Origin of the sequence: Microbispora amethystogenes (assembly GCF_016863015.1) — a bacterium.
In the GTDB taxonomy this organism is placed as follows: domain Bacteria; phylum Actinomycetota; class Actinomycetes; order Streptosporangiales; family Streptosporangiaceae; genus Microbispora; species Microbispora amethystogenes.
Genome location: NZ_BOOB01000003.1, coordinates 388,093 through 405,978 on the forward strand (window position 1 = coordinate 388,093; position 17,886 = coordinate 405,978).

The window sequence follows — 17,886 nt, forward strand, 5'->3', positions numbered from 1 at the left end:
GCAGGCTGGCCAGTAGCGTGCCCACGAACAATCGGACCGCTTCATAAGATTCTGTCCATGTCACGAGTGCGCCCGGCTCGGCAGTTCGCATCACAGCCCGACGTGCCGGTCCTACGGAGTCTTGGACCCACGTACGAAAAGAACCTGCATGGGCGGCACGCAGCGGTCCTCCTCAAGGTTCTCACCGACAGGTCCGCGAACGCCGCGACGAACATCGCGCTCGCGGGGCACTACGGCAGCGGCAAGAGCAGTGTCATCCGCGGCGTCCAGGAGGGTCTGGAGAAGCGGAAGATCGGCTGGGTCAATCTGTCGCTGTCGAGCCTGGGCATCGACGACATGAAGCGGGCGCGCATCCAGGATGACGGGACGCTCGCGCCGCTGACGAACCTTATTCAAAAGGAGATCGTCAAGCAGCTGCTCTACCGGAAGGCCCCTGCGGACATGCCGGGGTCGAGGTACTTCCGTATCGACTCGTTCAGGCCTTGGCCGGCTGCGATCTGGGGCGCAGTGGTCGCGGTGGGGTTCTTCGTGATCGCGGTCCTGCTGGGGCTGGTGAATCGCGTGGAGAAGATGGGGCCCCAGGCCGTGGTCGCCAGTCATGACTGGGTGTCGTGGGCCATCGTCGTTGGGCTCGGCGTGTTCCTGGGCGTGATCTGGTTCCTGGGTTCGCGGGCCCTGCAGAGCCGGGTGCGGGTGGAGAGCGTCTCCGCGGGCGGAGCGGCCGTCAAGCTAAGCGCGAAGGAGAACTCGTACTTTGATGAGTACCTCGACGAGATCGTCTACTTCTTCCAGAAGACGAAGACCCAGGTCGCGATCTTTGAGGACCTGGACCGGTTCAGGGACCCTCACATCTTTGAGACGCTACGCGAACTGAACACCGTCTTAAACAACTCCGAGCAAATCAAGTCACGGCCGGTTCGGTTCGTGTATGCGGTTCGCGACAGCATCTTCGAGCAACTCACAGTCGGTGCCGCCCCGGACGGCGATGCGGATGCCGATGCGGCAGCGCTTCGTGCGTCCGCTCTGGAGTCCGCCCCGTCGGCGAACAGGACAAAGTTCTTCGACCTGGTTGTCCCGATGGTTCCGTTCATCACGCACCGGTCGGCGCGGGATCTGTTGGTGGCGGAGTTCGCCGAATCGGATGAGCGGCCTTCGACTGCGCTGGTGAATCTGGTTGGCGGGCGCCTGACCGACATGCGCCTGATCCGCAACATCCGGAATGAGTTCGAGATCTACCGCGCCTCGGTCCTGGGAGAGAGGGGCCTCAAGGGCCTCACCGCGGACCGACTGTTCGCGATGATGGTTTACAAGAACCTGCATCTGGAGGACTTCGAGGCCATCCGGCTGGGCACGAGCAAGATCGACGAGGCCCACCGGGCTTTCCGCGACATGGTCACGTATCAGGCGGGGCACCAGGCAGCGGTCAGCAAGGAGGCACTAGACCGGATCGCGTCGAACGCCCTGTGGGACAAGCACGCGAAGGCCGCCGGCGAACGGCTCCAGAAGGTGCTGCCGATTGTTCACCGGGCCTCACGGCGCGGTGACCATCCGGTCCTTCAGTACCAGTCGGAGAACTACGCGCTCGGGGCCCTTACATCCGGCGACTTTTGGAGGTCGCTGCACAAGACCCGCAAAGAGGTGCACCTTATCCAACCCGGATATGGTGGCGTCACCCTGTCGTTCGATGACGTGATCGCGCTGGTCGGGGATGCAGCCGCTGCGCTGGATGATGCCGTCGAAGCCGATGTCGCACGTCTCCAGCGTGTCTCCCGGGCCGCGCGGGAGACCAAGGACTTCGTTGCGAAAGCCACGATGGCGCAGCTCATGGCCAGGACGGACCTGGTCATGCCCACCAACGGCGGCCTGGAGCGCAACCTGGATGCCATCGTTGCCGATCTCGTGTCGCCTGTGGCCCACGACCTCCTTGCCGAGGGCTACATCGACGAAAACTTCACTCTGTACTGCTCGGATTACCACGGCATCGCTATCAGCGTCAGCGCAATGAATTTCATCCTCCATTGCGTCCAGGCCGACCGCGCAGACCACCGCTTCCGGTTCGACGAGGCTGCCTCTATCGACGCGGTTGAGAACGAAATGGGCGCTCGCTTCCTCGACGGCGAGAGCGTCTTCAACCTCGAGGTCTTCGACCACTACCTGCCCACGCGCCCCGAGCGGCTTGACAAGGCTCTCGACAAGCTTGTCATACGCGCCGGGACCGACTCCTCTTTCATCGATACGTACCTCATGGACGGCGAGTCCAGGGCACTCTTCGTAAGCCGACTGGCTCCTCGCTGGAAGGGCATGTTCGTCCATCTGATCGAGAAAGCCCCGCTCGACCTCCCGGCGGCCGTCACGCTCGTCGATGCCGCTGTCCGAAGCACTGATCGAGACGTCGACTACGACTCCTCGGACCGGGTGGCAGAGTTCCTCTCGGAGCATTACGCCCAGATGCAGGCATTTGTCGGCACCGTGGAGACATCAAAGGCGGCTGACCTGGCGGTCCTGGTTCGTCGTCTCGGCACCCAGGTCGGCGACCTCGCGGTGCTGGGGGACGCACAGCGCACGGCGGTGGTCACGGCTAGCCTTTACCCGGTCACGAGGGCGAACCTGTCCGCGGCACTCGGTGAAGGCACCCCGCTGGCCCTCGACGTGGTGAAGGCGACCAACGCGACCGTCTATGAGCACATCCTCAACAACCTGGACAGCTACCTCCATGCCCGCCAGGAGGGCGAAGTGACCGTCGGTGCCTCGGAGGAGTTCGTCGCGGTGCTGAATGACGTCGCCGGTGCCGCCGAATCGGCGGTGCTGCCGGTTGCGAAGGGCGCGTCGCAGACGTGCGAGGTAGCCGACCTGGATGAACTCGACGAAACGGCATGGACCGCAGTGGTGTCGGCCAGCCGGTTCGCGCCGACCGCCTGGAACGTGAGCCAGTTCGTAGCAAAGTTCGGCGTCCGCGAGGAGCTGGTGAAGAATCTGAACAGCCTCGACCTCACCGAGGTCGAGAAGGTGAATGAGGAGTCCAGGTACCACCTCGGGTATGCGCTGGCACATGCCGAGAATCTGGACTCGGCAGCGAGGGTCCGCTTGGTGAAGCAGCTCCAGCTCTCCGGCGGTTTGGATCCCGAACGCCTGACCGGCGCCGGGCTCAAGCTGCTCCCGGCGCTGCTGGCCGCCGAACTGGTGCCCGATGGCGCCGCGACATATGCGCGTGTGGGCGGTAGTCCGTTCGCGGTCCGCGAGGAGTACTTCGCGGCGTCCAAAGGGCTGGCGTCCTACGTGTGTGAACTACCGCTATCGAGCGACGACCTGCCCACGCTCATGCGGAGTCGGCGTGTGGCACCGGCCGTCAAGCGGGCAATCGCCGATGACGCGGAGTATGTACACGGCCGGTTGTCCCGGCAGGGTGCCATCGCGATCTGCGAGTGGGCGGCCAAGGGCAACACGGTCTCGGTGGATCTGCTGGTCAAGCTCAGCGAAGCCGGAGCGCCCGCCGAGCACATCCTGAGTCTGCTGGAACCCCACCTCCCTGACATCGAGCTACCGGTATTGGACCAGATTCTTTTGGCGCTCGGCGATGAGTACGAACCGCTCACCAAGGTCGGCGGCCACCGTCCGAAGCTGAAGGAACGGGACGGGACCGAAGAGCTGCTCAATGAACTAAAGCGCCGCGGCCGGGTCAGCTCGTTCGGCCCAGCGGTGCTCAATGGCATCCGGGTCAACATGCGTCGTTGACACCCCGCCAATGGCTCGCAACGCGCTCAAGCCAAGTGATCATTAGAAACCATCGGTCATGCAGGATGAACCATCCGCAATCGTGCTACCGATCCGGATCAACGTCCCCGACGGGTACACCTGATCGATCTGCAAGTCGGCCAGGTGGGGGAAGAGAACCGTGAGAAGCTCCGAGATCGTCACCCAGCATGATCAGCAACACATCAAAGGCATGATCAGCAACACACCAAAGTTGAGCATTGGAAGATCACAGAATTAGTCCCAGAGCCCGTTTTCGCGTGTCGTCGACAGGAGCATCCCCGCGGGCGCGGGGCCGACCTGGGATGGCTCGTCCTCCCGCGCGTGCATTCGGGAGCGTCCCCGCGGGCGCGGGGCCGACACATCACCCATGCCGTCATGCCTTCGTGGTCGAGGAGCATCCCCGCGCGGGGATGGTCCGCGAACGGTGCTCGGTCTCCGTCAGTATCAGTGGTCGCCTCCGCGCCGCTGGTGACCCAGGGTCAGGCGTGGCTATAGTGAGCTGCTGGCGATCACGGAGCTACTGCTGGCCAGCGCGGCTACGAGCTCGCTCATGATTGCTTCCGGCAGCTGTCCACGTCCCAGCCCGCTCATATCGAGTATGTGTGTGAGAGCGACGGCGTCATTCTCCCTCAGCGACGTCGCGAATCTGGGGGGCCCAAGCAGTTCCCGGGCGGCGTAGCCGTCCCGGGACGGCACCACCTGTGCGATCAGTGCGTCGGCGACCGTGCGTCCCTCCGGGCATCCCATGCCTCCGATGGCGTCAATTACTGATAGACCCAGTCGGGTACGGAACACGACCAGGCCGGGCGCAGCGTGGTCGAGCCTCTGGTAGCGATCCAGCATTACGGAGAGGACCTCGCCACTCGAACGTCCGGGTCGGCAAAGTGCGGCCAGGCACGCGGTTACCGCGTCCTCCCATGGCTCGCTCGGCTGGGTGGCCTCCAGCAGTTCCCTGGCCGTGACCAGGTCGCCAGCCACCGTGTGTGCGATGACGGCGACCTGGCGGCCGTCGAGCATGCGCTGGCCGATGCCGTTGTGGTGGCGCAGGTGGTCGAGGGCGTCCTGCCATCGGCCTGCGGCCTTCAGGGCGCGTGTGCCGTCGGCGAGATGGACGGTTCACAGCCACCGTCGGAGCTCCCGGTGATCGTCTGCGGTGGCGATGAGCTCGGATATGGGCACGTGCAGCCCATCGATGACGGTGTCGGTGCTCGTCGTGACAGCTTGGTACAGGCTGTTGAGCATCTCGAACGCGCCGGTACCGTCGCCGGCGCGGATGCGTAGACGGACGAGGTTCACGAGTGGTTCGAGGGCATGGCGGGCGGCGGCGCCGTCGAGCGGACGCATACGCAGGTAGATGTTGGCGTGCTGATGGCACCAGTCCCTGGCCAGGTCGGGCAGGCCGAGGTCGCTGGCTAGGAGGGCGGCCTGGTTGAAGACGGCCGAGGCCGTCGATCGATCGTTGCTGCATTCGGCTGAGCGGGCCAGATCGCACAGGTCACGTACGCGTCCTTCGAGTGGGGCGCAGGCCGGGCGGGGCCGGGCAACGAGCGGAAACCGCGCGAAGGTCTCAGTGAGATTCATCCGCGCCCATCCCCATCGTGGGAAAACCCGTTGAACACCGTGTGGATCGCGAGCGCGGCGATGGTCGATTGGTCGCTACTCGGTAGGCCCGCACGGTTGGCATGGAAGATCACATGGTGAGCGAGAACGGCTCGGAGGCCGCGCAGCAGCCGGCCCTGAGCGGCGAGGTCGGCCAGGGCTTGGCCGGCATCCTCGAAGGCGGACACCCATGGGCGGTAAGCGGCCAGCGGAGCGCCCTCGGCGTCACACATCGCTTGCACGTCCGCGGTCAGTAGACAGTGCATCGCCTGGGACAGTTCGGCCTTGCGCTCCGGTAGCCAGGCAGCCTCGCCGGGCCGGTGCTCGGCGACCTTGCCCCAGACGTCGCCCTGCTCGTACCAGTCGAGGCCGGCGGCGCGCATCAGCACGGCGGACAGCAGAATCGTCGTCTCCCTGCGTCCGAGCGCGGGGGAGGGCCCGACAGTGCGGGCCAGTATGTGGCGGCTGTCGCGGTGGAAAAGCTCATGGGCAACCTGCATGGCTTCTGAGCCGCCGTAGGCGCGCGTTTCCGGTTCGTAGACGAGGTGCCTGACCTCGTCGATGTGCCGCTTGCTCTTGAGGTCCTCAAGGCGACGACGCAGGTGGGCATCGGCCTGAGCAGCGTCACGGCCGGGCAGGTAGCGCAGGCGCCAGCAGGGTGCCTTGCGGATGAAGAACCAGGCGATGATGAGTCCTTCGGTCTCCGCCTCGGTCATCAGGGGAGCGAGGTGGGCAGCGGCGGTCTGCTCAGCCGTGGCCCAGTAAGGGAAAGCCACGTTGACCTGACGCCAGGGGCAGGGGTCCATCGGGTTGACTCCAGTGCTCAGGCCAGCGAGAGGAAGGCGTCCCAGCCCGACGCCACAGCGTTGGTGCCGACGGTGTGCAAGGCGAGTACGGCCCCAGCGGCGCCGTCCAGGAGTTCGGGGTCGGGCATGGAGCGGGCCAGCTGTGAGGCGAGCTGGTTAGCCAGGTGGGGGAGTTCGGCAGCGATGCGTGGGGTGCGGGCGTCGGGGGCCATCCGCCAGGCGGCTTGAAGTAGCCCGGCCTTCCCGTGGCAGAGTCCGATCTCGGGTAGCAGATCGAGTTGTGCAGGATCACGTAGCGCGGCGAGTATCGCGTCCTCCGCGGCCTGCTGTCGCGCGGTGTCTCCGAGTGCCATGCCGGCCAGTTGCTGAGCGCGGGCCGTCCCAGCGACGCCGTAGCACCATGAGGGCCGGGGCCGCAGCGACGGACTGACGTGCTGCTCGCGGACCTGGTCGAAGGTGATGAAACCGGGCCACCACGGTCCCGTATCGTCCTGCTGTCGCCAGAGATCCGTCCACTCGCAGATCCGCTCGATCGCACCGGTCATGCCCGCCACGGGCACGTGGCGTAGCACGGCCAGCGACAGCAGGGCCAGGACCGAGCCGATGCCGTGGGACAGGCCGAAGTTCCCGTGTCCCTGCGGATAGTCCGGGTTCGGCTCGCCATTGGGCGCGACGTTCGTCCACCACGGCGGAAGCCCGGTCCCCGAGGGCAGCGGTTCGGTCAGGCGCACCAGGTAAGACAGTACGTCGTGGGTGATCGGGTGGTCCGGGTGGCGTCGCAGATGGTAGGCGCCGAGGCCGGTCAGTCCGCGGATCAGGTCGAACTCCTTCATCACGGGCTGGTCGCCTCGGTCGATGCGTGCGTACGCCGCAGCCAGGCGCGTACGGGTCATCACCATCACCGCCTCGGCCAGGGTGGTCAGCGCGCGGCGGTATCTGCCCGACGTGCCGGCGGCTGTGTGCATAACGAAGGCGAGGGCCGGGACGCCGAAGAACAGGCCCGCGTTGGCCGCCGCGGTCAGCTCGCCGGAGGCGGCCACCGACAGCCAGGCGTGGGCGGTGCTCCAATCGGCAAGGCCGGAACGAGCGCGCTCGATGTGCAGCAGGGCGATGCCCGCCGCGCCGCCGGCCAGCGACTGCGGCCACGCCCGCCCCCCAGGCGGCGAGGCAGTGGTCCACGCGTTTCGCGGGTCCGACAGTGCGTCGGCGACGGCCTCGGCTACGCCCAACACTTCACGGTCGGTACCGATCACGATCCTCTCCTTGCTCGCGCCGTCCAGCTCAGTGCGGCGGCACGGGTCAGATGCAGGCAGACGCGCTCGTTCTCCAACGAGGTCCCGGCCATGCGAACGTGGTGCAGATGAAGCAGCTCAGGCAGCAGAACGCCCAAATGGCTGCCGGTCTCCTTCAGTACGCCCCGGTAGGCAATCAGCGCTTCCCGCCTCCTGGACCAGCAAGAGACGACCTGTACGCCTCCGGGCTGGGCGGCCAGGCCCTGGCGATCGTGCGGATTGGCCAGCAGGAGGGCCTGGTCGTAGAGCACGCGGGGCGGGGCAGAGGGCTCGGACACAGCGTGTTCGATCACCCAACGGAGCGACTCCGCGGTATCCCCGATCACGGCGGTGACGATGTCGAGCATGCTCGCCGCGGTTAGAGCGCGTACGTCGGGGCCGCCTCTCTGGCCGCTGGCGGCAAGTTGCGCGAGGGCCGCGGCCGAGTCCGCGGCGAAGTACGTCTCCGCTGCGGCCAGTGCCGTCTGACCGCCGAAGCGGGCCGCCTCCGGGAAGTCGGTGTCCCACTGCACGCGCCCGATCACACCGGCGCGGCGAAGCGTACGGGTCCAGTCGCCTACAAGCGCGAAGCTGTCGGCGGGCACCGTCAGCCGCAGACGCAGATGCTCCTCAGGGTCCTGGTAGCGCAGGAACCACCATCGGGCCTGGTCACCCAGCTCTTCGAGCAGGCGCGGCAGATGGTGGATGAGCACTCTGCTTTGCCGGTCCGGGTGCCCGTACAGCTTGAGGTAGAAGCGCCCCTCGCAGCCGGGCAGGTGCCCGTGGTCGCGATTGACCACCTCTGCTCTGCGCAGCCAGTCCGGCGCCCTCGCGGGCTTCCGAGTGGAGACCAGCGGCACGACGATCTCGTGGACGTGCCCGCCGATCCATCCCGCCCCGTCAGCGTCGGAGGTGGCGCGTAGCACTGCGGTGCCGGTTCTATCCAGCTGGGCACGCAGCAGTGCCTGGTGGGCGGGTTCGGACAGGTCCAGACCGAGGCGTTGGTCGCCATCGCCGAGGTAGACCCTCTGCGGCAAGCCGACCTCGTCCCGCCAGGCGGCCAGAGCCACCTTCCACTCTGGCCCTTCGCGCAGGTCGGCGGCTGTGAGCAGCCACCGGGCGGGAGACAGGATCGTACGTTCGTAGCGCAGCGCTGGGAGGAACGGCAGGTTGGCGGCGGCTCCCCAGTCGAACGAGGCGCACGGAACGCTGAGGGCGTTCGGGACCTCGGCCAGGAACCGGACCAGCGGATGAGTGCGCTTGACGGGTTCCACCGCGTTGAGCACGACGGGTTCGACCGGTCGGCGCTGGGAGCGAGAGACAAGATAGAGACGATGGACGTCCGCGGTGAGGGCGAGGTCTTCCAGCGCTATGAGCCCTCCGCCGTCGTCCTGGTGCTCACCCAGAGAAAGCAGGTGTGTCGCGACCCGCGGGGCACGGGCGACGTTCTCTGTCTCTATGTGCAGAGCCGGACAAGAGATCTGCGCTCTGAGCGCGCCGCGGACTGCGGTGGGCAGCTCCGAATAGAGCGCGGACATCCGCGCGCGTTCCTCGTCGCCGAACAGGTGCAGGAACCGCCCGGTCGTGGTGCCGGCCGTACGCGACACCCCGACGATCGCGAGGGTGAACTCCCCCTCGCTCAGAGAACGAACGCTGGACGCGTGGACACGAATGGTCAGTTCGGTGGTGGGCTGGATCGGCGCCTCAGAACCCGCGACCTCCAGATCTGCCACCGTCGCCTCATCCAGCAGGATCTCGCGCTGGCCACGCAGCGCGGCCCTCTGCGCCAGCGCGAGCAGCTTCACGTCCCGCTCGGACAGCGGGCTCGAAGGCGGCGACGGTGCGCCGAGGTAGCCGGCCGGATATCCGAGCCCTATGTCGGGATCGACGGCGTCCAGGACCGGCACCAGGGCACGCGGCCCGTAGCGCTCCAGGAAGCGGTTATGCCAGGCAACCCAGCCGGAGCCGAGGTCTGAGCGACCGGCGAGCCGTATGAGCACGCCCGCGGCTTTCGCCGCCTCGACGGCTACCGAGTCCGGAATCGCAAGGTCCAGATCCATCCGAAGATCGACGCCGAGCGCGGACCCCTTCACCGGGGCGACGGCGGCCATGTCGGCGGCAAGGCGCGCACGACGGCTACGCGCTATCGCCGAGGTGGGAGCGTTGGCGTGCTGGGTCGATTGCTGAGCGATCCGGCGTAGACGCTCGACAGTCTCGGCCATCTCAGCGAACTCCCCGGCTGCCATCTCCTCGATCTCAGACAGGAGATGGCCGAGGGGATCGATTGCGGTCATCGGAGGGCGCAAGCTGGTGATGAGAAGGCGTTGCGCCACCAGGTCCGCCAGCAGCCGGTCTATGACAACGGCAGGGACGCCCGGGAAGTCGGCCGTGAGCTTCTCCGCCAGCTCCCCCAGCCGGACCGGGCTGCGGGACATGCTCACAGCCGTCCGGATCGGCGCGGTGGCCCGTACGCTCACCTGGCTCGGCTGGCCGTGAGTCGCCCCGGCGGGACGGTGCTCCAACACCAGCTGGCCATCACGCTCGAACACGAGGTTGTTGGTTATCACCTTCAAACGCGGTCGCAGCGCCGAGTCGGCTTCTAGACGCCCGATCACCTCCGCGAGCCACCCGGCGTCGACCTTGGTCACGGCGCGATGGACGCTACCGACGCGGGCCGTGGGCAGGGCGGCGATGCGAGCCGGGGCGACACCGGCGAACAGGCCGAACGGCGTCGCCCGTCCTGAGGCGCGAAGCAGGTAGCGCATGACCGAGAGCACCGCCCGGCGCATCGCCGGCTCAGAGACGTCCCGCCCCTCACAGATTTCGCAGACTCGGTCGGTCAGGACCGGGCTGGCCTGCTCCAACGCGGCCAGCAAGCCAGGCATCCGCATGGTCTCCCGCAGCCACTGCCGCCAGGAATCATGTCCAGCCGCTTCCTCGGTCAGGTCCGGCCACGAACTGGGCGCCCGGTGCACCGGCCAGACGGCCGTTCGCACCACGACAGCATCGAGATACTCGTACATGTGCCGCTCCCGGAGACGGAAAGCGCCCGGCCGGCGCGGCGGCCGGGCGCGTTCAAAGGGCCGAGGCGTCAGCGCCTACGGGCAGGTGGCGGGGCAGGCGGACTGACACGACGTCCCGCAGCCGTCGTCGGTCATCCGGATGAGTTTGTCCGCCGCAGGACCGGACTCGACGATCGAGACGTCCAGGTCCCACTCCCCGAAGTCCTCCCCGGCCTGCGTAGCCGGTGCGTTCTCGATCTGAATGGACATGAGAACCTCCTTGGTGGTGCAGGGTCCCCGGTTCTCCCTGGTGGGAGCCGGGCGCTTCAGAGCCAGGAGACGACGACGGCTCCGTGCCGTTTCCTGATGAGCCCTCGGGAAGGGAGGGCCGTTCGGGCGGTCTTCGGGACGTACTGAATCCGCGCGGCGCCCCGGCGCCGGTGGTCGCTCGCCCACCGCTGTAGCAGTTCCACGTACTCCGCCGCGACGGCCTCGGCTTCGGGGCCGTGAGCGAAGACCCCGCTCTCGAAACCGCCGATCTCCTCGTCCGGCCGCTTCGTCCGGTAGGCGAAGCTGCCGCCGCGGGTCAGGGCAGGAACGCCCCTCGTCACCGACGGAGCGAAACGCCCCTGTGCGACCAGTTCCTCGCTCGCGTGCAGCATGGCGACCTGCGGCATGTTGGTGAGGAGGAACAGTTCAAGCTCGTCGGGCAGGTCGAAGGCCGCCCCTGACCAGCGTTCCAGCCTGGGGGAGTCCAATGCCTGCCGCAGCGCCTCGATGTCGAACCGCTGAGGCTCTTCATCAACCCGCAGCGCGACCCCTTCGGCGAGCGGCACGACGTGCTCGCTGAACGAACCGGACCCCTGCATCGGCACGAAACCCGACAGGCAGTAGCTGCGGCTCACCAGGACATCGCCGCTGCGCTCGAAGGCGATCGTGCGGGTCAGCCCTTCCATTCGCAGCGGGACGACGATCCTGCCGGCTTCGGAGAGCTGGTCCACCCACGCTGGGGGAATGTCCCAGGCTCCGGCCGTGACGATGATCCGGTCGTACGGCGCTTCCTCCGGCACGCCGTTCTCGGCGTCGGCCAGCACCACCTCGACACGGTCGTAGCCGGCTGCCTTGAGGCAGTCGCGAGCGCGCTCGACGATGTCGGGGTCGATGTCGACCGACACGACCTTTCCCTCCGCGCCGACGAGCTCCTGAATCAGAGCGGCGTTGTAACCACCCGAGCCGACCTCCAGGACCCGCATGCCGGGTTCGATCTCGGCCTGCTCCAGCATCACCGCCTGGATGTGGGCGGCCGACAGAGAGCTCAGCGCCAGGCCGCTCCCGTCCCGCTTGATCACCAGGGCGCTGTTCGCGGCGTACGCAGCCTCCAGCGGCTCCCCCAGAGCGAAGAGGTGCCTGGGTACGGTGACGAGGGCCGCGGCCACGGGCTCGGATGTGACCGCGTCCATCTCGCGCAGCTCGCGCACCATCGCGGCCCGCAGCGAGGCTGCGATATCGGCCGCGTCCATGTGCGGTGTAGTCATCAGCGCTTCCTTCGGAGGTTGACGGGGCGGCGGGGTCGCCGCCCCGGTGATCGTGGTCCCTCGGCAGAGGCCGTGTGGCCTCCTCGTCGAACTTTGCGGTCGTATACGGCCGGTCTTGCGGAGCGCCAGTACGAGCTGACGACGTGTTCGTCAGCGGCCCGGCCCAGGTGTTGCATGCGGTACGTCCTGAGCCGGGCCGGATGCTCGACGGTGCGGGAGTCGGGGGCTGCCCCTGTGGGCGAGGGGCACTCGACCACGCCGCCGAGGGCTATGAGGTGGCGGTCCGGCCCGTCGGTGCTCGGCTGGATATCGACGCGATGTCGACGTTCACGCCGGCGAACTCCCAGCCAGTGCTGGTCAGCTCCTGCACGCGCAGGTCACACCACTGCGTCGGGAGGTCGTCCATGAAGGCGGCTTCGTCATGGAGTACGTCGTCGCCCTGCGTCCATCGTTCGCGTGCGCCGGTATCGGCGATGCTCAGCCGGTATTCCTGCGGCTGGCCATCGGCCCCCACCCGTCGGAACCTCAGGGTCGTGGTGGCACCCGCCCGAGGTGGCCAGATGCCCTTGAGGCACAGCACAAGCCATAGCAGCGACACGGTCACCCGATCCGTACCGCGTGCAGGCCGACGCGCCCACGGAGTTCCCGGTAGCGTTGGGCGATCTTGGCGGCCGCCTGCGCGGTCTCGTGCAGGAGCAAGGCGGCCGCCTTCGGCTTGCCGTCCGTGCCGAGCTCTCCAGTGCTCCAGGAAATCTTCCCCGCACGGAACCAGACGGATACGTCGCCGAGGCGGAGCAGCGCGACCCCCCGGTACGTGCGGATCTGCCCACCACGGATGTTGTGCGTGGCCGCGAGGTGGGCGTCCACCTGCCGAGCGGCGGACTCTTCACGACTCGGTGGTCTCGAGGCGGTCAGGTATGTCATGTGGTTCTCCTGGACAGGAACGGGTGGGTGAGGCGGGGACTTCGGGGGCGTCGGCTCCTGGCGTGCCGCCGGTGTTCCGGCCGACTTCGGCGAGGACGCGTTCGATGCGATCGGCCGCTGTGGGGATGTCGTCGACAGCAGCGATGAGCGTTGGCCACGGGAACCAGTAGTGCCAGGCTCCGTGCGAATCGGGCTTGGCGAGAACCTGTTCCGTAAGCGCCGGAGCTGCGGGGTTCATCACCTGCAGCTGGGGGATGCGATTGAGAGGGATGACGATCCGGGTGGAGAAGTTCCGGCTTCGCAACTCCTCAGCAAGCGCCTCTAAGGGCTCCGTTGCGGGGTGGGACGTTGACATAGGCGATCTCCGGATGCACGTGTCAGCCAGGGGCAGGCTCTGCTCCCATCAGGTCGGGGGGCGGATGGCGACGGGCAGGGGGAGCCCGCCGCGAGGACAGCAGGAGCGGCGCCTCGCCGTTCTCGTCCAACAGCGAGCTGCTGTGCATGCTGTCCATGACCGATAGCCAACCGCTCGGGAACGGCGTCCGGGAGCGCTCAACGGCTCTGCATCTGTGCAAACCGCTGTGCGTTCCGATTTGCTCGTCACCATGGCCTTACTGCAGGGATGGAGCCCCAACTACGCTGCGGCGTATGGAGCGTCAGTCCAACGCTCGGACTCGCCAACGTCATCGAGCAGGCCGGTGTCTCTCACCTCGACTTGGCCGGCCGCATCAGTCGAGTGGTGCGGTGAATCGATGAACCATTTTCATCCTGAGTAGCGGTCGTCTTCGAAGGCTTGCAGGACGAGGATGGCTTGCACGATCGGGGTGGCGCGGTGAGGGCAGCAGCGGAGCTCTGACAGCAGCTTCCACGCTTTCAGGGTCGCGACGACGCGTTCGCCGAAGGCTCGAATGCGTGCGTGGGCGCGGTTGACGGCCTTCTGCCCGCGCGACAGCTGCGGGCGGTGCCGGTGGTGCCTAAACGGGGTGCGGATCGTGACTCCCGCGTCTTGGTAGCCCTTGTCGGCGAAGGTCATGACTCCGTTGGCGGTCAGGGCGTCGATCAGTGTACCGACGGACCGGTCAAAAACGCTGGTAGATCTGGCGTTGGCGCGAGGGCACCGGCGCGGTCATGGCGCGTTGCACGACGGGCTGAAGAGCGGCCGGCGAGGTGGCCCGGCCGCGCCGATCGCTGGCGGCCCTGCCGTTACCTCGGGCCGCCGACGGGCGGTCGTGCTGGCGCTCGATGTCAACCTCTTGGCTGCGCTCAGATACCCCGACCAGCGCAGAACGGTTGTTCTGTCACGTCTACTGGGGCCAGAAGTGCCTCGCAGTTCATCCCCGGCTGGCTGTACTCGTTCGTTGCGGCGCTGGAGACCGGTCGTATCTCCTGGACCGCCGTGCTGGACGCGATCCGCCTGGGCCCCGAGGGCGACGCCGCCGCAGTCACCGCCACCCAGTCATGGAGGTGGTAGCGCGGCTGCTGGATGTCATGGCGGGGGTAGTGTGTTGGAAGGACGAGAGCCATACGCGCTTGCTATTTCCCTATCAGCCAGGACGTTCCCTTACACATTCGCGGGCCGTAGGTGTAGCTCTTTCCGGTCTCGCTCGTCGCGATCAGGATCGCTCCCTGCTCCGGATCGGTGCATCTGCTGTCCGCGAAGCCATAGGAATATCCTTCCCCGGGATCAAGGGTCAAGAGAGTCCTGGTGCCTGATTTCCATTTTACTGTGACGGTCTCTTGTGTGGTGTTGATGATGTAGAACATCGCTTCAGCACGCGGTTGACACGCGCTCAGGACCAGAACGCCAACAATGACCAGACCGATAGGCAGCAAGTGGACTCTCATGTTCGCCACGGCTCCAACGGTAATGCGCTTAGTCATACTCGGTCGCCTCGAATTCGCCTGATCTCAGCATACCGGGCAATGCCGCCCTCGGTCTGGCGGAGGCGACTGCCCGATCTGCGGTCCGGCCGGAGCCTGCCGGGTTCCGGCCGGACCGCAGGGTACGCACTTCTGGCTGCGCTCCTGCTATGGAAGCTTGGAGGTGACGAACTGACTCACCGGAATGTCGACGAAGCGGGGGTACTGGTTATCGGGAAGGAGTAGCCGCGCGTCCAACAGCTGAGATTAACGGCGCAGTGCCTGCTGTCCTGGCTTGAGGCGCCGCCACCGGCTGCGGCGTTCGGCGCGGCGGGCGCGGATGAGTTCGGCCAGACGCGTAAGGGTGCGGTTCGACAGGGGAATCGCGGCAGGGTAAGACAGCATCGAGGCTTCCGGTTGGGGCATCGGATCTTGGTCGACTGCTGTCTTACCGGGAGCCTCGCCTCACTCCCAACTTGTTCGGACCGCCCGCCTCCTACGCCCATCCTGACCAGCATGATCAGGATGAAAATGGCTCGATGGCCGGCGCGTGAAGACCGAGCGAAGGAAAGCACTTGATGCGTCAGCCCCTGTTGTTCACTGATATCGCTCTCGAGGCTGCACGTGAGGCTGCGCGGCGGGCTGGCGTTGGCGATCAGGATCCGGAAATTGTGCGTATCGGGGATCGCGCCGTGTTGCGGCTGGCCGAGGGGCGCATCATCGCCCGCGTTGCCAGGAGCCTTGATCGGCTGGATGCGTCTCGCCGTGAGGTCGAGGTCGCTCGGTGGCTGACGGCTGAAGGGCTCATGGTCACTCGGCCCTTGGAGGGTGAGCAACCGTGCATCGCAGCCGGAACGGTGGTGTCTCTGTGGCATGCGGTGGAGGGTGATTGGACTGTCCCGGCTGACCTCGCCGTGGTGTTGCGACGCTTACACGCCCTCCGGCCTCCGGCCGACCTTACGTTGCCCGAGCTGGAGCCGTTCGAGCGACTGGGTGAGCAAATAGAGTCCGCACCTGCGCTGGCGGCAGCTGATCGTCTGTTGTTGCGGACGCTGATGCGTACTCTGCGCGAGGAGCTTGCCGATGTGACGTACGAGCTGCCGCGAGCGGTGATCCACGGTGACGCCAACATCGGCAACGTGCTGAAGACATCCTCTGGTGAGGTGGTGCTGTTCGACCTGGAGGGGCTGTGCTGGGGGCCGCCCGAGTGGGATCTGGCGATCACGGCGGTCTACCGGGATCTGGGGTGGCACACCGACGCCGAGTACGAGCGGTTCTGCGAGGTGTACGGATTCGACGTGACGCGACTGCCTCGCTACCAGGTGCTACGCGCGGTCCGAGAACTGCGCATGACCTGCTGGCTGGCGCAGAAGGCCGGCGACAGCGCGGAGACCGCCGCTGAGGTGCGCCGCAGGATCGCCGACCTGAGGGAGCCGGACGGGCCGCGGCACTGGCACCCTCACTGACTTGGGCGGAGCCGACGCCCTTGGAGCACGGGCCGGGCCTGTTCAGTGAAGTCGATGACCGATGGATGGTCGCTGTGCGATCTCATGCGGTTGTGCAGGTCACGAAGGTACGTGGTACAGCGGATCGACGCGGTTTCTTGGATCCGGGGCAGGACCCGTACGGCGATGTGGCATGCCTGTTCCACATCACCCTGATCGACGAGGCTGGTGGCGAGCACGATCCGCGAGAAGATCCGGCTGCGTGCGTAGCCTCCTGCGGCCGGACTGGCCTCGGCAACTGACAGGCAGTGGGTGGCCTGGCGGTATGACTCCCTGGCGTCACCCAGGTCCCGGAAGCAGTGCGCGTGCTCGTCCGCCAGCTCGGACTCGTCGAAGTACGCGATCCACTCCGGCTCCTCGCCGGGCCTGTGCTCGCTGAACGCCCGCACGGCGGTATCGAGAGCCTTGAGGCACTCTCCGGCTCCGTCGGGGAGGTTGGCGGCGGCGCGGGCTTCCATCGCGGCGAACTGCGCTCTGAGCAGTGCCGGAGCTCGAGCTTTCAGATCTTGCTGCGCGGCGCGAGCAAGATGGAGGGCTTCGCGGTGTTCCCCGAGGTAAGTGGCCTGATGGGACATCGCCGACAGCACACTGGCGCCGAGCATCCTGTCGTCCGCATGATGGGCCAGAGAAAGCGCCTGCAGGAAGTAGCGGCGGGCGAGACCGTGCCAGCCGCTGTCGTAGGCCATCCAAGCGACAGACAGGCAGAACTCGGCAACCGCGCTGAACAGCGACCGCCCGACGGCCGAGGCGTACGTGCCGTTCAGCAGCGGGACGATCTGGTCCAGCAGGTATTGAAGGGCGGCCGAGCGAGCGTGTGCGCCACCGAAACGGTTGTCCAGATCGGCGAACATGGCCGTGGTGGAGCGGACTGCTTCGACGTCGCTCATCCCCACCCTGCGACCCGCCGATCCATCCGGAGGCCGGGCCGGACTGGACAGCAGCCATCTGAAGGCCGCCTGGGTGAGGGCCCCTATATCCACCGTGCTTCGTAGGAATTCTCGTCGCTGTGCGTCAGCGGCGACCAACTGAGCCAACGTGTCGACGAGATCGGCGGGGACATCAGAGAAGTTGAGGCCGATCTCGGGTGAGACAGTGGTGCCCTCCAGCCCGATGTCCGCCAGGGTGACCCGGCGGCCGAGCTTGCGGCTGAGTGCTTCAGCGATCAGAGCAGCGGTGATGCCTCGTGGCTTCTGGCCTTCGATCCATCGTGCGATCTGCGTGTGGGAAGGCCGTACGGGCACGCGCCATTCCTTGGCGACCTGGCCGATACGGCTGGCCAGGCCGAGGTGGGAGACACCGGCCTGGTCGACGACGTCGGCGAGCCGGGCGTTGGGCTGACGCTCCATATAGCGCAGCGTAGTTGCGCGACGCCTCTGCGGTAAGGCCATGACGGTGAGCAGGGCGGAATGCACAGGGGTTTGCACAGATGCAGACCCAGTGAGCGCTCCCCGAGGGCGTCGCCGCACGGTTGGCTATCGCTCATGGACGGCACGGGCAGTAGCGCTGCTGGGCAAGCATGGCAAGGCGTGCCGGCCCTGCTGTTCACGTCTCGGCCCCACGCCATCAGGGCCCAGGATCTGAGCGCCGAGGACGGCCTCGAACCCACTGGTTCTCGGGCACAGAGGCAGATG

The 17,886-nt window shown here is 66.8% G+C and carries 13 protein-coding genes and 2 pseudogenes; 2 read left to right on the plus strand and 13 right to left on the minus strand.

What is annotated here, in order from left to right; genetic code table 11:
• The first annotated feature begins 57 nt into the window (after nucleotides 1-57).
• Nucleotides 58-3,732, plus strand: coding sequence for a YobI family P-loop NTPase (locus tag Mam01_RS02940; protein WP_204283903.1), 3,675 nt, complete (start codon nucleotides 58-60; stop codon nucleotides 3,730-3,732).
• Nucleotides 3,733-4,242: 510 nt separating this feature from the next.
• On the opposite strand, the gene Mam01_RS02945 is transcribed toward Mam01_RS02940, so the two are convergent.
• From Mam01_RS02945 to Mam01_RS03000, 12 genes and pseudogenes are all read right to left on the minus strand, one after another.
• Entirely contained in the window at nucleotides 4,243-4,770 is a 528-nt protein-coding gene (locus Mam01_RS02945) for a hypothetical protein (protein WP_204283904.1), read from the minus strand.
• Nucleotides 4,771-4,869: 99 nt separating this feature from the next.
• Nucleotides 4,870-5,334 carry a hypothetical protein gene (locus Mam01_RS02950; protein ID WP_204283905.1) on the minus strand — a complete coding sequence of 155 codons (465 nt, stop codon included), beginning with the start codon at nucleotides 5,332-5,334 and terminating at the stop codon, nucleotides 4,870-4,872.
• On the minus strand, nucleotides 5,331-6,158 hold the full coding sequence (locus Mam01_RS02955) for a thiopeptide-type bacteriocin biosynthesis protein (protein ID WP_204283906.1): 828 nt from the start codon (nucleotides 6,156-6,158) through the stop codon (nucleotides 5,331-5,333). Before Mam01_RS02955 ends, Mam01_RS02950 begins: the two co-directional genes overlap by 4 nt.
• A 17-nt stretch (nucleotides 6,159-6,175) precedes the next feature.
• Nucleotides 6,176-7,411 (minus strand): lanthionine synthetase C family protein, encoded by a 1,236-nt coding sequence (locus tag Mam01_RS02960; protein WP_204283907.1) that lies wholly within the window; start codon nucleotides 7,409-7,411, stop codon nucleotides 6,176-6,178.
• Nucleotides 7,408-10,452: a lantibiotic dehydratase gene (locus tag Mam01_RS02965; protein WP_204283908.1), complete on the minus strand. Its 3,045-nt coding sequence runs from the start codon at nucleotides 10,450-10,452 to the stop codon at nucleotides 7,408-7,410. The genes Mam01_RS02960 and Mam01_RS02965 overlap by 4 nt, the downstream gene beginning before the upstream one ends.
• A 75-nt stretch (nucleotides 10,453-10,527) precedes the next feature.
• A complete protein-coding gene (locus Mam01_RS02970; RefSeq protein ID WP_204283909.1) occupies nucleotides 10,528-10,701 on the minus strand; it encodes an FxLD family lanthipeptide in 174 nt (57 codons plus the stop codon).
• Nucleotides 10,702-10,757: 56 nt separating this feature from the next.
• Entirely contained in the window at nucleotides 10,758-11,966 is a 1,209-nt protein-coding gene (gene fxlM / locus Mam01_RS02975) for a methyltransferase, FxLD system (RefSeq protein ID WP_204283910.1), read from the minus strand.
• Nucleotides 11,967-12,234: 268 nt separating this feature from the next.
• Nucleotides 12,235-12,570 (minus strand): hypothetical protein, encoded by a 336-nt coding sequence (locus Mam01_RS02980; RefSeq protein WP_204283911.1) that lies wholly within the window; start codon nucleotides 12,568-12,570, stop codon nucleotides 12,235-12,237.
• Complete coding sequence (locus tag Mam01_RS02985; protein WP_204283912.1) at nucleotides 12,567-12,890, minus strand: hypothetical protein; 324 nt, start codon at nucleotides 12,888-12,890, stop codon at nucleotides 12,567-12,569. Before Mam01_RS02985 ends, Mam01_RS02980 begins: the two co-directional genes overlap by 4 nt.
• A 763-nt stretch (nucleotides 12,891-13,653) precedes the next feature.
• Nucleotides 13,654-13,953, minus strand: a pseudogene (locus tag Mam01_RS02990) (transposase family protein); the annotation flags it as partial.
• Between the two features lie 470 nt (nucleotides 13,954-14,423).
• Complete coding sequence (locus Mam01_RS02995) at nucleotides 14,424-14,744, minus strand: hypothetical protein (protein ID WP_204283913.1); 321 nt, start codon at nucleotides 14,742-14,744, stop codon at nucleotides 14,424-14,426.
• Between the two features lie 282 nt (nucleotides 14,745-15,026).
• A pseudogene (locus Mam01_RS03000) lies at nucleotides 15,027-15,155 on the minus strand (IS5/IS1182 family transposase); the annotation flags it as partial.
• A gap of 173 nt (nucleotides 15,156-15,328) precedes the next feature.
• On the opposite strand from Mam01_RS03000, the gene Mam01_RS03005 reads away from it, so the two are divergent.
• Entirely contained in the window at nucleotides 15,329-16,216 is an 888-nt protein-coding gene (locus Mam01_RS03005) for an aminoglycoside phosphotransferase family protein (protein ID WP_204283914.1), read from the plus strand.
• On the opposite strand, the gene Mam01_RS03010 is transcribed toward Mam01_RS03005, so the two are convergent.
• On the minus strand, nucleotides 16,210-17,601 hold the full coding sequence (locus tag Mam01_RS03010; protein ID WP_204283915.1) for an NsdA family TPR-like regulatory protein: 1,392 nt from the start codon (nucleotides 17,599-17,601) through the stop codon (nucleotides 16,210-16,212). The genes Mam01_RS03005 and Mam01_RS03010 overlap by 7 nt on opposite strands.
• Nucleotides 17,602-17,886 lie beyond the last annotated feature (285 nt).

Excerpts from the sequence above, each read along its gene's own strand:
- Mam01_RS02940 (WP_204283903.1), top strand. The coding sequence starts at position 58 with ATGTCACGAGTGCGCCCGGCTCGGCAGTTCGCATCACAGCCCGACGTG.
- Mam01_RS02945 (WP_204283904.1), bottom strand. The coding sequence starts at position 4,770 with ATGCTCGACGGCCGCCAGGTCGCCGTCATCGCACACACGGTGGCTGGC.
- Mam01_RS02950 (WP_204283905.1), bottom strand. The coding sequence starts at position 5,334 with ATGAATCTCACTGAGACCTTCGCGCGGTTTCCGCTCGTTGCCCGGCCC.
- Mam01_RS02955 (WP_204283906.1), bottom strand. The coding sequence starts at position 6,158 with ATGGACCCCTGCCCCTGGCGTCAGGTCAACGTGGCTTTCCCTTACTGG.
- Mam01_RS02965 (WP_204283908.1), bottom strand. The coding sequence starts at position 10,452 with ATGTACGAGTATCTCGATGCTGTCGTGGTGCGAACGGCCGTCTGGCCG.
- Mam01_RS02970 (WP_204283909.1), bottom strand. The coding sequence starts at position 10,701 with ATGTCCATTCAGATCGAGAACGCACCGGCTACGCAGGCCGGGGAGGAC.
- fxlM (WP_204283910.1), bottom strand. The coding sequence starts at position 11,966 with ATGACTACACCGCACATGGACGCGGCCGATATCGCAGCCTCGCTGCGG.
- Mam01_RS02985 (WP_204283912.1), bottom strand. The coding sequence starts at position 12,890 with ATGACATACCTGACCGCCTCGAGACCACCGAGTCGTGAAGAGTCCGCC.
- Mam01_RS03005 (WP_204283914.1), top strand. The coding sequence starts at position 15,329 with ATGCGTCAGCCCCTGTTGTTCACTGATATCGCTCTCGAGGCTGCACGT.
- Mam01_RS03010 (WP_204283915.1), bottom strand. The coding sequence starts at position 17,601 with ATGGAGCGTCAGCCCAACGCCCGGCTCGCCGACGTCGTCGACCAGGCC.